This is a genomic window from Catelliglobosispora koreensis DSM 44566 (assembly GCF_000379685.1).
In the GTDB taxonomy this organism is placed as follows: Bacteria; Actinomycetota; Actinomycetes; order Mycobacteriales; family Micromonosporaceae; genus Catelliglobosispora; species Catelliglobosispora koreensis.
Map to the genome: position 1 here is coordinate 59,881 of NZ_KB903254.1, position 13,189 is coordinate 73,069.

At 66.0% G+C, this 13,189-nt stretch carries 16 protein-coding genes; 12 read left to right on the forward strand and 4 right to left on the reverse strand.

Annotation, left to right across the window (positions count from 1 at the left end; genetic code table 11):
• The first annotated feature begins 124 nt into the window (after nt 1-124).
• Nucleotides 125-1,243 (forward strand): ADP-ribosylglycohydrolase family protein, encoded by a 1,119-nt coding sequence (locus A3E1_RS0115110; protein ID WP_020521623.1) that lies wholly within the window; start codon nt 125-127, stop codon nt 1,241-1,243.
• Nucleotides 1,243-1,680 carry an STAS domain-containing protein gene (locus A3E1_RS49140; protein ID WP_020521624.1) on the forward strand — a complete coding sequence of 146 codons (438 nt, stop codon included), beginning with the start codon at nt 1,243-1,245 and terminating at the stop codon, nt 1,678-1,680. Before A3E1_RS0115110 ends, A3E1_RS49140 begins: the two co-directional genes overlap by 1 nt.
• 262 nt (nt 1,681-1,942) lie before the next feature.
• Here the strand turns inward: A3E1_RS49140 and A3E1_RS0115120 are convergent, their stop codons facing one another.
• Genes A3E1_RS0115120 through A3E1_RS0115130 form a run of 3 tightly spaced genes read right to left on the reverse strand, consistent with a single transcriptional unit; the run spans nt 1,943 to nt 4,541 of the window.
• Nucleotides 1,943-2,521, reverse strand: a complete 579-nt coding sequence (locus A3E1_RS0115120; protein ID WP_020521625.1) for a GerMN domain-containing protein — start codon at nt 2,519-2,521, stop codon at nt 1,943-1,945.
• Nucleotides 2,518-3,870: a HAMP domain-containing sensor histidine kinase gene (locus tag A3E1_RS0115125; protein ID WP_020521626.1), complete on the reverse strand. Its 1,353-nt coding sequence runs from the start codon at nt 3,868-3,870 to the stop codon at nt 2,518-2,520. The genes A3E1_RS0115120 and A3E1_RS0115125 overlap by 4 nt, the downstream gene beginning before the upstream one ends.
• Entirely contained in the window at nt 3,867-4,541 is a 675-nt protein-coding gene (locus A3E1_RS0115130) for a response regulator transcription factor (protein WP_020521627.1), read from the reverse strand. Before A3E1_RS0115130 ends, A3E1_RS0115125 begins: the two co-directional genes overlap by 4 nt.
• Before the next feature lie 278 nt (nt 4,542-4,819).
• Here A3E1_RS0115130 and A3E1_RS0115135 point away from each other — a divergent pair, with 278 nt between their 5' ends.
• The 6 genes from A3E1_RS0115135 to A3E1_RS49145 all read left to right on the forward strand — a co-directional run bounded on the left by A3E1_RS0115135 (nt 4,820) and on the right by A3E1_RS49145 (nt 9,311).
• Nucleotides 4,820-5,788: an ADP-ribosylglycohydrolase family protein gene (locus tag A3E1_RS0115135; protein ID WP_020521628.1), complete on the forward strand. Its 969-nt coding sequence runs from the start codon at nt 4,820-4,822 to the stop codon at nt 5,786-5,788.
• Between the two features lie 81 nt (nt 5,789-5,869).
• Complete coding sequence (locus tag A3E1_RS0115140; RefSeq protein ID WP_157631531.1) at nt 5,870-6,217, forward strand: STAS domain-containing protein; 348 nt, start codon at nt 5,870-5,872, stop codon at nt 6,215-6,217.
• Nucleotides 6,218-6,219: 2 nt separating this feature from the next.
• Nucleotides 6,220-7,650 carry a trehalose-6-phosphate synthase gene (locus A3E1_RS0115145; RefSeq protein ID WP_245571205.1) on the forward strand — a complete coding sequence of 477 codons (1,431 nt, stop codon included), beginning with the start codon at nt 6,220-6,222 and terminating at the stop codon, nt 7,648-7,650.
• Nucleotides 7,601-8,575 carry an ADP-ribosylglycohydrolase family protein gene (locus A3E1_RS0115150; RefSeq protein WP_020521631.1) on the forward strand — a complete coding sequence of 325 codons (975 nt, stop codon included), beginning with the start codon at nt 7,601-7,603 and terminating at the stop codon, nt 8,573-8,575. The genes A3E1_RS0115145 and A3E1_RS0115150 overlap by 50 nt, the downstream gene beginning before the upstream one ends.
• Nucleotides 8,572-8,952 carry an STAS domain-containing protein gene (locus A3E1_RS0115155; protein ID WP_020521632.1) on the forward strand — a complete coding sequence of 127 codons (381 nt, stop codon included), beginning with the start codon at nt 8,572-8,574 and terminating at the stop codon, nt 8,950-8,952. Before A3E1_RS0115150 ends, A3E1_RS0115155 begins: the two co-directional genes overlap by 4 nt.
• A 179-nt stretch (nt 8,953-9,131) precedes the next feature.
• The gene (locus A3E1_RS49145; RefSeq protein ID WP_020521633.1) at nt 9,132-9,311 is read left to right on the forward strand and encodes a hypothetical protein; all 180 of its coding nucleotides are present in this window, start codon (nt 9,132-9,134) and stop codon (nt 9,309-9,311) included.
• Here the strand turns inward: A3E1_RS49145 and A3E1_RS0115165 are convergent.
• On the reverse strand, nt 9,308-10,345 hold the full coding sequence (locus A3E1_RS0115165) for an NAD-dependent epimerase/dehydratase family protein (protein WP_026208458.1): 1,038 nt from the start codon (nt 10,343-10,345) through the stop codon (nt 9,308-9,310). The two genes, A3E1_RS49145 and A3E1_RS0115165, sit on opposite strands and share 4 nt — an antisense overlap.
• A gap of 62 nt (nt 10,346-10,407) precedes the next feature.
• On the opposite strand from A3E1_RS0115165, the gene A3E1_RS0115170 reads away from it, so the two are divergent.
• Genes A3E1_RS0115170 through A3E1_RS0115185 form a run of 4 tightly spaced genes read left to right on the forward strand, consistent with a single transcriptional unit; the run spans nt 10,408 to nt 13,170 of the window.
• On the forward strand, nt 10,408-11,091 hold the full coding sequence (locus A3E1_RS0115170; RefSeq protein WP_211215937.1) for a glycosyltransferase family 2 protein: 684 nt from the start codon (nt 10,408-10,410) through the stop codon (nt 11,089-11,091).
• The gene (locus A3E1_RS0115175) at nt 11,088-11,714 is read left to right on the forward strand and encodes a TIGR04282 family arsenosugar biosynthesis glycosyltransferase (RefSeq protein WP_020521636.1); all 627 of its coding nucleotides are present in this window, start codon (nt 11,088-11,090) and stop codon (nt 11,712-11,714) included. Before A3E1_RS0115170 ends, A3E1_RS0115175 begins: the two co-directional genes overlap by 4 nt.
• Nucleotides 11,711-12,361 (forward strand): class I SAM-dependent methyltransferase, encoded by a 651-nt coding sequence (locus A3E1_RS0115180; protein ID WP_020521637.1) that lies wholly within the window; start codon nt 11,711-11,713, stop codon nt 12,359-12,361. The genes A3E1_RS0115175 and A3E1_RS0115180 overlap by 4 nt, the downstream gene beginning before the upstream one ends.
• 8 nt (nt 12,362-12,369) lie before the next feature.
• Entirely contained in the window at nt 12,370-13,170 is an 801-nt protein-coding gene (locus tag A3E1_RS0115185; RefSeq protein ID WP_020521638.1) for an S-methyl-5'-thioadenosine phosphorylase, read from the forward strand.
• Nucleotides 13,171-13,189: the final 19 nt, after the last annotated feature.

Consider the following 13,189-nt stretch of genomic DNA (forward strand, 5'->3'; position numbering starts at 1 on the left):
AGCTCCTGCGCTATGGAGAGGCAGTCGGCGGCCGCTGGCGGGCGGCCAGGCCCGGCAGGCCACCGCACACCCTAAACCCTGCCAGCGGCAGGCCAGGCCGTTGTCATGAGACTGTCATATACCCGTGTGGTTTCTGCCATACACCGCTTTCAGGCTGACGACCGCGGGGGCCTGGTGCAGCTTGCTGCCTTCGTACGGCCAGGTGTGCGGCGCCGGGCTCCCGTGCCCTTTGTCTTCCTGGAAAGGCGCACAATTGCTGCCGCTGACGATGACGGCCGGGTGGCCTTTGCGCCTGCGTAATACGTTCCTGCTTGCCGCCTGCGCGGATTTGCTCGCGGCCCGGTTTACTACCACACGGCGGCCCACCTCGATCCAGGCTGACCTGGCGATGAACAGCCCTGCCCGCAGCAGTGGCGTCGGTGTTGCTGTCATGCAGGCGGTCACGCTGGCTGTGCATCTTGGAAACGGCGGTGGCCGCGTCCATCCCGAAAGACTCGCCGCAGATCTCGCTTCGGCCTGGCAAAACAGCCCTCATTCCAGCCCTACCGGTACCAGGATGGTGCTCGCCGCCGTCACCGCAGGAACTGGATGGCAGACGGTCGCCGCGGGCCTGCGCGACGGGCAGGGATCCTGCGGCAGCGACGCAGCAGTGCGTGCCATCGCCGCAGGCCTGCTGCCCGGAACGCTTGCTGTCATCGCCGAAACCGCCCGCGCCGCGACTGCGGTAACGCACACACACCCCCTCGGCGCAGATGGCGCCGCGGTTACCGCAGTCGCCGTGGCGCTCGCGGCGCGCGGCGAACCCAGTTCCGGGCCAGCAGCCGCACGGTTCCTGGCCGCCACAGCAGCCGCATCACACGGCCCGCAGTTCCCATCGGTGCTGCCCATGGTGCGCACCCTGGTTCTGCACCGCGCCGGGCCAGCGGAAGCCGCTGCCACCCTGCGACCGGGAACCACTACGCTGCGGACCGTCCCGGCCGCACTGACTGCCTACCTGCGTTATCCGGGCGATCCGGCCGCCGCGATCCGGTATGCCGTCATGCTGGGCGGGCCAAACCGAGCCATCGCGGCCATCACCGCTGCGCTGGCCGGCGCGGCCTGCCCCACCTTCACACCGCCCGCACCGTGGCTTCCGTCCGCAGCGGCCCGTCAGCATATCCGCACCGCAGCCAGCCTTTTGGCTGGACTTGCAGACACGGCGACTGCCGCACCACCCCCGCTACCTGCGAATGGATCGCTGTGATGCCCGGTGTTGTCCTCAGGGCTCACGTAGCTGCGCGGCAGGTCCGGATCACAGCCATAGGTGACCTGCATGCCAGTAACGCCCACCTATTGCTCAAAATGGCCGTGGCCGCCCTGCGCTCTTACCCAGTGACTTGCCTGGAGATTGACTTGGCTGGGCTTGGAAGCATCGACGATGTTGGCAGCTCAGCGCTCGAGGTCTGCCGCCGCCATTGCCGCTCCAGAAAGATCTCGTTTCGGGTCACCGGCCTAGCCAAGGCTGTCCGGGCAGCGATAATCGCTGCCGGGCAGCACCACGTGCTGCAGCGCCCGCAGCGGCGCATGCTCACTGGGCCGTCCGGGCCGAGGTCCACATTGGGCTGCCGTACAACGGGTCATGCCACCACTTCGCCCCGACCTCATGTGCACCCTAAGTGGCTGTGCCATAAAGCTTTCTGAATCGGTCGGTGGACAGGCAGGGCGGCCTGGCCGCCAGCGGGCACCCTTGCCACCCTGCCCGGATGTGCTGACGGCCAGATCCGTGCGGGACCGCCTGGCAATCACCGGACACCGATTGCCAGGCGGTCCCGGCTAGGACAACCCGCACTGTCAGCGCAGGTAACGGGCCACGTCTGTGACAGTCTGATGACATCTGGGCTTAGGCTCCGCTGATGCGCCGAGCGGGCGACGCGGCTGGGCTGGCTGCTGGGCACCCACGCGTCTACTTCGATGCGATCAGAGGCGTGTAATCGGCAGCGGTGAGAGGGTCACGGCTCAGCGAACTGTTCGCGCGGGGGACCTCGACGGGTTCGCCGGCGCGGGTGAAGGTGACGGTGTGGATGTCGCCGCGGCTCGTGAGGGTGCAAACGATTTGGGCGAAGGCGAGGATGTCGTCGGTACGGCCGGTGCCTTCCAGGCTGGTAGCCAGTTCCACAATGGCCTGGCCGTTACGGTTTTGCACGCTAAGGCCTAAGTCTGTGCCCAGCAGCGAACTGGACAAACCCTGCTGCTGCTCGGCAGAGGTTGGCCCAGACAGCAGGCTGGCCAGCTGCTCGGCAGCGGTCAGCTGTTTCGGGGTGTTGCGGGTGACCGCGACCAGATGGCTGTCTCGGATCAGATAAAGGGTTTGGGTCAGTTCGCCTTGCGGGGCTGGGGTTTGACTGGTGGCAGGGGCGGTACTTCGGCCTGGTAGCTCGACAGGATGCGGTTCGGCTTGCACGGAGACCCCACAGGCACTTGCGGCCATCGGGGCGGTGATCGCGACAGCGATCACGCGCATCAGCCAGAGGTAGCGTTTCATGTTGGCTCCGTTGGCAAGGCGATGGTGAACCGGGCGCCGCCGCCGGGACGGTCGGTGACGGTAATGGTGCCGCCATGGGCGGTGACGTGCTGGTGCACGATGGCCAGGCCGAGGCCGGCGCCGTCACCGTCGCCGCGCGCACCGGCGGCGCGGCCCCGAACGAACCGGTCGAAGATGATGGCCCGATCGGGTGGGCTGACCCCTGGCCCGTCGTCGTCTATGTCCAGGTAACGCCCTTGACTGGTTTCTCTAATGGTGATGGCGTGCAGGCCACCGCCGTGGGCCTCTGCGTTGTCGATGAGGTTTGCCAGGATTTGCTGGAACCGGCGCCGGTCCACTCGCCACACCACATCGTCTGGCGGTGCTTGTACTTTGGCGGTATCGACACCACGGGTCCGGCATACGCTCCGTGTCAGCGCCGCGATGTCCACTGGTTCCAGGCTGGCTGGCTGGTCGCTGCGCGACAGCTCCAGCAGGTCGGTGACTAAATCTTCGAACCGCTGGACCTCGCCAGCAACAAGGTGTGCCGCAGCTGCCGCTTTGGCATCCATTCCAGCCGCGCGGCGAGTGAGCACACTCGTTGCGGCGCTGAGGGTTTGAAGTGGCGAGCGTAGTTCGTGGCTGACGTCGGCGGCGAAGCGCCGGTCGCGCTGCACCCGCGCGGACAGCTCGTCGACCATCTTGTTGAACGAGGCAGCAAGCCGGGCCAGATCAGGTTCAGCACTGGGATCGAGGCGAGCAGTCAGGTCACCGGCGGAGATGTTGTCGGCGGCTGCGACCACATTGGTTAGTGGCCGCACCACGTAGCGGGCGGCATACCAGCCCAGTGCCGCCCCGGCTGCGGTGGTGGCCGCAGCGACCAGGGTGATGATCAGGGCGAGTACCTGCAGGGACCGGTCGAGTTCCTGCATGACATCGATGACGTAGAACGAGGTGGAATCGTCTAGTGGCACGCCGATGGCCAGTGCCGGGCCGGTGTCTGTGCGGATGCGCTGCGCTCCGGCCTGCCCGGAGCTGACCATGGCCTGCAGATTGGCAGGAATGGTGGACTTGATGCCGAAGTCGGCATTGCGGCCGTACCACGTTCCGTCGCGATAGATAACAGCCCGGCGTTTGCCGCCCGTATCTAGCGCCTTCAAGACCGCGCCGATGTCGGGATTACTGCCGGCAAGGCCCGCTTTCACGATGCCTGCTTCGATGGCGGTGGCACGCAGGGCGGAGCGTTCGCGTTCGCCGAGCAGGTAGTTTTCGGTCAGCTGATAGGAAAGCAAAGCCACCGTCGCTGACACGATGAATGCGGCGATAGCGAATCCGGCGGTAACTCTGGCCCGCAGCCCAGGGCGCCTCATCGCTGAAGCTTGTAGCCCAGGCCGCGAACGGTGATAAGCCGAGACGGCACGGACGGGTTGTCTTCGATCTTCTGGCGCAGCCGTCCGATGTGGACGTCAACAAGCCGGTCATCGCCGTAGTCGTATTCCCACACACGCTCCAGTAGTTGCTGGCGTGACAGGACCAGCCCAGCATGTTCGGCCAGTTCACAGATGAGCCGGAATTCAGTACGTGTCAATGAAAGCAGCTCCCCATGCAGTAGCACCTCGCCGGCCTGTGGCCGGATCTCCAGTTCGCCAAAGACCAGAGTCAAGGTGGACGCCTGGGCCGGCCGGGCGCGCCGGCGCAGGGCACGCATCCGCGCGGACAGCTCTTTCACGGCCACCGGTTTGATCACGTAGTCGTCGGCACCGGCCTCAAGGGCGGCAACGACATCGTGCGTGTCGTCGCGGGCGGACACGACAATGATGGGCACGTCGCCGTCGCGGCGCAGCTGCCGGATGCACTCGAACCCGTCGATGCCGGGCAGCATCAAGTCAACCAGGACAGTATCGGCCGGATCGGCACGCTGCGCGGCCAAACCTTCCTCCGCGGTCCCGGCCGAGCGCACCGTGTAGCCCTCATCTTCCAGGGCCAACCCCAGCGACATCCGGATCCGGTCGTCGTCTTCAATCATCAGCACCGCTGCCACGCCCGCATGTCTACCGCCTTCACCGCCCCAGTCGCATCTCTGAAGGGGCCGCTGGCGCGGTTTGTCACGCAACTGTCATAGATCCGCCGGACACTCGCGATACAGCTGCCCAACGCTGTGGCTACCGGTTACCGGCACTGGCCGCCCCAATCACTGGTGCCGGTAGCCGCAACGGGGTTGCCGCCGGGCCGGAGTGGCCGAGCCCTCCCACAGCACACCACAGTGGCCCGGCGGCACAGCCCGCACGGTGCACTGGCCAATTGGCAAAGGAGCCACGGATGACGCACTCTGGCCCGCCCGCTGCGCGGCAGCGCATCTCCTCAGCGCTGACATTAGCCGTCTACGCCGATTGGCTTTGCACCCCCGATTCCGTCCCCAGCCACGCCGTAGCGCAGCTACTCACCCTGACAAGGCACCTAGCCACGGGCGGCGTTGATGAGGACAGGCTGGCCGGCGAACTGGCCACCACGGTATGGGAACAGCCAGAGGGCCAGGCGCGATCTGGCACCCAGCAGATCCTGGCGGCGGTCGCCACTGGTGCCGCCTGGTGGGAGGCAGCACCGGCCTACCGCAACGGTGCTGGCGGATGGGGCAGTGACGCGGCTGTACGTGCCGGCGCCGCAGGTTTGCTGCCCGGATCCGGTGTTGGTGCCGTGGCACAGATCGGCCGAAGGTCTGCCGCCGTCACCCACACACACCCCGATGCCCGGGACGCCGCAGCAATCCACGCGGCTGCCGTGAGCCTGGCTGCCGCCGATGGCGACTTCGAAATCCTCGACACCGACAAGTTGCTGGCGGTCCTGACTGAGCAAAGCCGCGGCGCGACAATGCGCGCCCAGCTCGCACTTGTGCGGCAGCTGGGCCGTGATCGTGCCACGCCGGAAGAGACAGCAAAGGTTTTAGGCTGTGGCCGCAGCGCTTGCGGCGCAGCCGGTGCAGCCCTCGCCGCCTATCTGATCTGCCCGCGTGAACCGCTTGCCGCTATCGCGTTTGCGCATCAAATGGGGCCGGACTGGCATGCCGCAGCACTAATGACAGCGACCATCGGCGGGGCACACAACCCACGCGCACGCCCTCCCGTCACCTGGTCACTGCCACCGGCTTTGAAACCACAGGTCGTTGACGTGGCGTCACGACTCGCGGCCGCACCTCCTGCGGTGTCGCGCCATTACCGCCGGGTGAGCGGCTTCCCAGCGCCGGCACGTTTTTCTGCGACCGCTGGCCCGGTTGTCACACAACTGTCATGACACTGCGGGTGCCCCGCCATACCGGCCCGGCAGCGTGGCCGATGCCCGCGACCGCATTACGACCAGTTGAAGGGGGCAATGATGAACGCCGAGCCGATGACCGCGCGTATTCCCACTGTCGAGGTTGTCATCAGTGGTGATCTTGACGTGTGGTCCGCTCCGTCGGTCAGCAACACCCTTGACGAGGCGATCTTACTGGCACCACAACAGTTGATCATCGACCTAGCGGGGTGCCCATCCATCGACGCCGCCGGAATTCTCATGCTGCTCGACGCACACCGCCGCGCGATCCGCAACGGCGGCACCGTTGCCCTTCGCTCCCCGTCCGCACGGCTGCAGCGCAACCTGCGCCTGGCCAGAGTCGACCGGGTTCTCGCCGTCCTGTCCCCTGGCCCACCGGCACCACCAGACCAGCAGGAAAGGCCGTGATCATGAAATCTGGCAAACACCAGCTCATCCTCGCCACCGATACCGCACCGTTGACACCGGCCAGCTCCGCGGCTCTGGGAAGCGCGGCACTAATGCACGCCGTCGCCTCACACGGCGGCGCCTGGGTAGCCGCTGGCGCCGCAAAAGAAAGCGCCTGGCTCAAATCAGTTCCGGTGGACAGCACAGACATGGCGACACATCGCGACGGCTACTGCGCGCAAACCCTTGCCCCGGCATACTTCGGCCACCATGCCGCGACACTGTCGCAAGACGAGCAATGGCAGAAAGCACACCACATCATCTCCGGCCAGTACGCGGACACCATCGCTAGCCTGGCTGCACCGGGAGCGGCGGTATGGATTCATGACTACCCGCTGCAACTCGTACCAGGCCTGCTGCGTCACCTGCGGCCAGACCTGCGCATCGGATTCTCGCTACACAGCCCATTCCCGCCAGCGCAAACCCTGCAGGCCATCGCCGAGCGTGAGCAGATCACAACCAGCATCCTGGCCGCCGACCTGGCCACCTTCACCGACGCCCGGTCAGCCGCCAACTTCGCCGCCTGCACAGAAAACGAAACCGGTACGCCATTGGTGATGCCAATGCCCGCCGACGCACACGCCATCGCCCACGCCGCAGCAACCGCCACCGCCCGCACCGCAGCGGGGCAGATCCGTGCCCGGCTGCACCCTGCCACCACAGTATTTCTGTCAACTGGCGGAACCGACAGCGGCGACGGAACGATCGCCGTCCTCAACGCCTTCGCCCAATTACTGGACGGCCGCGCCCTGCAAGCAGGCACAGCGGTGCTGATCCACCTAGCACCCACTGGTGAACCGCCCGCAGGCGAAAACGGTGCCCTGCGCCACGACATCGAACGGCTAACCGCTCAAATCAATGGCAAACATGCCACGGTCGGCTACGTTCCCGTTCACTATCAGCGCCAAGACCTAAGCGAGGCGGAGCGCGCTGCCTTCTATCTGGCCGCCGACGTCATGCTTGCCACCCCCGTTCGCGACCGGATGACCCCGCACGCAGCCGAATACGCTGCCACCCGGGAAAGCGGCCACGGGCGTGTTGTGCTGAGCGAATTCTCTAGCAGCCAGGCACAGCTACCCGGAGCCATCATCGTCAATCCCCACGAACCCGGCGCTCTTGAGCAGGCCATGCTCACCGCTGCCGCGCAAGCGGCGACAGCGTCGCCGGTGATGAAAACGATGCGCGCACAGGTGCATACCAACAACGTCACGGCATGGGCCAGACGGTTCCTGCACACCCTCACCGACGGCACCATGCTCAACCCCCCGGAACACGCTGACCACCAAACGATCACACCGCGCCGCAGCGCCTCAGCCCGCCAGCGCAAGGAAGGAAAACAGCACCATGCACAGCCCACCGGCACCGGCCAGCTCGCCACATCGGCACATCCGTAACAGCTTGCTGCTGGCCACCTGCGCCGACCGGCTCGCCGCACCACTGCACGGCATCCGCCTGCCCACTCCCGCCCAGGTCGACGCCGCAATAGACACCGCCGCCAACGACGGGCCATCCAGCCACCTGACCAGGCAGTTACTAGCGACAGCCGGGCACTACGGAGAGCACGACGGCGCCCTCGACGAAGACCAGCTCGCCTGGACCCTGGCCCAGCATCCGCCCGCAGAAGCCAGCCGCGGAGGCAACGGCACAGCAACAGTGCTAGCCCAAGTGGCACAAGGCATCCCCTGGTGGCAAGCCGCGCCATCCCTGCACGGCGGGGAAGGTTCACACGGCAGCACCGCCGCCATCCGTGCCATCGCTTCTGGGCTGCTTCCTCACACCGGCATCGGTACGATCGCCGAACTCGCCCGCCGCAGCGCCGTCATTACCCACACCCACCAGCTAGCCCGCGACGCCGCAGCGATCACCGCCACCGCCACCGCCCTGGCCACCCATACCCTGCCTAGCAAAACCTTTACCACCGAGCGGTTCCTGGCCACTGCCGCAAGCCAAGCCCATCATCCCGACTTCACCCACCACCTATCCATCACCCGCACCCTCGTGCGCCACCGTGCCGGGCCCGCCGAAACCATCGCCACCCTCAACACCACCTCCAGCGCCCTGCGCACCGTTCCCGCAGCACTAACCGCGTACCTTCGCCACCCCACCGACCCCACAGCCGCCATCCGATACGCACTAAGCCTCGGCGGGCACACCCACGCCACCGCCACCATCACCGCCGCACTCGCTGGCGCCAGAAACCCCGGCTACGTCCCACCCGCAGCCTGGAGCACCAACAATGACAGCCTGAACATCCACACCATCGCCGCAGCCCTTGCCAACCTGAAGAACCCGCATCCGCAACCCTGGCGGCAACCATGAACCAAACCCTGCAGCTTCGCATGTGCGTGACCCCGCACCGCATCATCATCGAAGCCACCGGTCCGCTGACCGCGCTAACCGCGCACCTGCTGCCGAAGGCAGTCGTAGGAGTGCTTCGCCGCTACCCGGCGCCAGTCGTCGAAATCGACCTAACCGGCGTCACCGCACTCGACTTCGTCGGCGACATCGCCCTGCAAGACTGCGCCTGCGAAACCACGCGGCGCGGCATCCTGCTCATCGTCACCAAACCACCTTCCGACGACAGAAAAGCTCCGAAAACCATCCACCACAACATTTCAAACAGACAGCACGCGACAAGGACCCGGACATTGATACACGTCGGCGCCATATGCCGCTACCACGTCAAGGCCCGCTAAACCGCCACGTCACCCGCGATAACCCACCGCACTACGCCCGTCGCCGCTGGGAGGTATCAGCTCAGGCTGTCCGAGGGCTCTCCGCTTGAGCAAGCCGACAACAATCGTCTGAAACCCCTGTCACCATTACGGTTCTGTCGGGCGTATACGTCGCCTGGTATGGCTGGTATGAGATCAGGGTGTTTGCCGGGACAATCACCAGTGACCCGGTCATCGACTCAGCCGCGGCCGTCCAAGTGTGGCTTTCGGAAACGGCAAACCGTTTTGGCGCAGCGGGATTCGCTGTCATCCTGCTTGCGATCGTCGCGGTGACCGCACTGATCTGGCGAGCTAAACGCAAGGACAGCGAAAACGCTTAGGACCGCAACGGTGCCGTGGCGAAGTCTTTCATCCCCTGCCGAAAACGGATCTCCGCGGCGAATCCCAGCTCGTCGCGGGCCTTGGCGGGGCTGGCGGTGACGTGGCGGACATCGCCACCGCGGAACCCGCCAGTGATCTGCGGGCGCTGGCCGGACATGGCGGAGGCGAGCTCGGTGGCCATGTCCAAAATGGTGTGTGGCCGGCCCGTGGCGATGTTGTAGGGCGTGAGCGAGCCTGGTATGCCCGGGCTTTGCAGGGCAGCGAGGTTGGCACGGGCGATGTCGGTGACGTGAATGAAATCGCGCCGCTGGCCACCATCTTCAAAAACCTGCGGTGGCAGGCCATTTTCCAATGCGGAACGAAAGATCGCGGCAACACCGGCGTAGGGGGTGTCGCGGGGCATGTTCGGCCCGTAAACATTGTGATAGCGCAAGGCGATCGCAGTGCTTCCGGTCGCCCGCGCCCAGGCGGCCGCATAGTGTTCCTGAGCCGCTTTTGATGCGGCGTAAAGACTGCGTGGCTCGATAGGCGCGTCTTCGGCCACAAACGACGGTGAAAGCTCGCCGTGGCAGAGCGGGCAGCGGGGCTCGAACCGGCCTGCGCGCAGATCCTCGCCTAGGCGTGGCAGCGGCCGCTGCGGCCCGTCAGCCGGGCACTCGTAGGCGCCTTCGCCATAGACCACCATGGAGCTCGCGAGCACGAGTTTGCCGATGCCAGCAGCAGCCATCTCGGCCAACAGCACTGCCGTGCCAAGGTCGTTGTGCGAGGCGTACTCGGGTGCGTCGGCCAAGCTGACGCCCATGCCGACCATCGCCGCCTGATGGCACACGGCGTCAACAGAGCGCAGCGCCTGGCGGACCGCCTGCGCGTCACGGACATCGCCGGCCTGGGTGCCTTCCGCCGCTGGCAAGGGCTGCCGGTGCGCAGCCGGCAAGAAGCAATCCAGGCCAGTCACCTCATGCCCTGCTTCGCGCAAGACGGTGACGATATGCGAGCCGATGAATCCCGCTGAGCCCGTGACCAGTATCCGCACACCGGTGACTTTACCCAGCTCATAGTTGTTCATACCGATCCGTAAGAGTGTCGTAAGGATCAATGGCACGTGCCTGGTCATACGGTGAAGGCGTGATTGACGTGGTGCTTCCATGCCTGGACGAGGCAGCCGCCCTGCCCGGAGTACTAGCCGGACTGCCGGACGGCTACCGCGCGATTGTCGCCGACAACGGCTCGTCTGACGGGTCACCCGAGGTCGCCGCCGCCCTGGGGGCGAAGGTCATTCACGTACCGCAGCGAGGCTTTGGCGCGGCCGTGCACGCCGGGCTGTGTGCCGCGACTTCGGGGCTGGTGTGCATTGTGGACGCCGACGGCTCCCTCGACCTGACTCAGCTGCCCCGCGTGACAGGCCCCATCCTGGACGGGACGGCGGATCTGGTGCTGGGCAGGCGCCGGCCTGCGGCCAAGGGCGTGTGGCCACTACATGCTCAGTGGGGTAATGCCGTTTTGGCTAGGCGCTTGCGGCGTGCTGCCGGAGTGGACGTTCATGATCTCGGGCCGATGCGGGCCGCCAGACGGGAAGCGCTTCTGGGTTTGGGTATGCGGGACAGACGTTTCGGGTACCCCCTGGAAATGGTTTTGCTGGCAGGCAGGGCTGGCTGGCGCGTGTCCGAAGTGGATGTCGACTACCTGCCCCGCGCGGCGGGCACGAAGTCAAAAGTCACCGGGACTTTCAGCGGCACTCTCCGGGCGGTGCGCGACATGTCCAGGGTGCTCGCCGGATGAACATCCAATATCTCGTCGTGGCCAAGCAGCCGGTGCCGGGCAAGGTCAAAACGCGGCTGTGCCCACCATGCAGCCCTCAGCAGGCGGCCAGGATCGCGGCGGCCGCGCTGGCCGACACGATCGACGCGGTCGGGGCAGCACCCGCGTACCGGCGGGTGTTGCTGCTTGACGGGCAATCACCACGCCCGCCCGGCTGGACGGTAATCGCCCAGCAAGGCAATGGCTTGGGTGAACGGCTAGCCAACGGCTTCCAATCCGCCGATAGCGCCGGTGTGCCAGCGATTCTGGTGGGAATGGACACGCCTCAGCTGACCGCCGGCATGCTTGAGGGTGCCGCCGCGCAGCTGTCGATTGCCGACGCTGTCCTCGGGCTAGCCGAAGATGGCGGCTGGTGGCTGCTAGGTCTCAACGACCCACGGCACGCCGCGGTGCTGGCGACCGTGCCAATGTCTCAGCGCGACACCGGTGAGCTGACCCTCAAAGCCCTTATCGGGCTTGGGCTTTCCGTTGCGCACTGCCCCATGTTACGCGACGTCGACACCGTCGCAGACCTGCCCTATGTCGCGCAACAGTGTCCTGCAAGCCGGTTCACCGCCACCGTGAAGAGCCTGGAGCTGAGGTGAAAGCAGCACTCGCGGTCTTCGGGCAGGCACTGGCGCACGCTGCCAGCGGCCAGGACTCCATTGTGGACTTCACCTCCATCACCGGGGACACGCTGGCACGTATGAACGCCGCCGACTGGTACAGCGACTCTAGGCCCGGGGATGACGCTCTACTTGAACCGTGCCATGCGTCCACATTGGATGTTGGCTGCGGCCCAGGGAGGCTCGTGACCGCCCTCGCGAGCCGTGGCGTCGCCGCGTTGGGTATCGACATCAGTGCCGAAGCGGTAACCGAGGCACTCGGCCGGCGTGCGGCCGCACGGCTATGCGACGTGTTCGCCGATGTTCCCGACGCCGGATGGTGGGGACACGCCGTGCTGGCCGATGGAAACATCGGAATCGGAGGTCATCCGGTGCGGCTGCTGTGTCGTTGTGCGGCCTTGCTGCGGCCGGGTGGAACCATCGTCGCCGAAACCAGCGCTCCCGGATCGGGTAGCTGGCGGCATCCGGTCCGGCTACGGCACAACGGATTTGACAGTCCTCCCTTTTGGTGGGCGGCTGTGGCCGCCGATGACATACCCGCGGTCGCCCGTGAGGCGAACCTGACCGTTGCGCGGCAATGGGCTGCGACCGGCCGCTGGTTCGCCGAGCTGCTCCCGCAAACCTAGGAGACACCATGCATGCAGACATCGCGATCATCGGCGGATCCGGGCTCTACGAGCTCTTCGGCGATGGCGCCACCGAACACAAGCTGACCACACCATACGGGGAACCGTCCGCAGCGATCACGATCGCGCAAGTGGCCGGCCGGCCCGTAGCCTTTCTCCCCCGCCATGGTGTCGGGCACCGTTTCCCTGCCCACGTCATCCCGTACCGGGCCAACATGTGGGCACTGAGGTCCGTAGGCGTGCGGCAGATCATCGCCCCATGCGCCGTGGGTGGACTGCAATCACATCTAGGTGCCGGCCATTTCGTGGTACCCGATCAGCTCGCCGATCACACGAGCGGGCGCCAGCACACCTTCTATGACACCGGTGCCGTGCACATCAACTTCGCTGACCCCTACTGCAACCGCCTCCGCGGGTCCATCGTGGACACTGCTCTTGATGCCGGGCTCCCGGTTACCGCCGAAGGCACCATGGTCGTCATCAACGGCCCACGGTTTTCCACCCGTGCCGAGTCCCAAACCTATGCCGCACAAGGCGGAACGGTCATCAACATGACCGGGACGCCAGAAGCCGCTCTGGCACGCGAACTGGCCATGTGCTACGCCACGATCGCCCTGGTCACCGACCTCGACGCCGGAGTGCAAGGCGACCATGGGGTAACGCAGGAGGAGGTGTTCCGCGTCTTCGCCGAAAATACTGCCGCCTTGAAAACTGTGCTGCTGCAGGCTATCGCCACAATCAGCACCACGCGCGGCTGCACCTGCGGATCGGCGCTCGACGGCATGACACTACCTTTCGACCTGCCATGAAACACACCGTCGCAGCGGC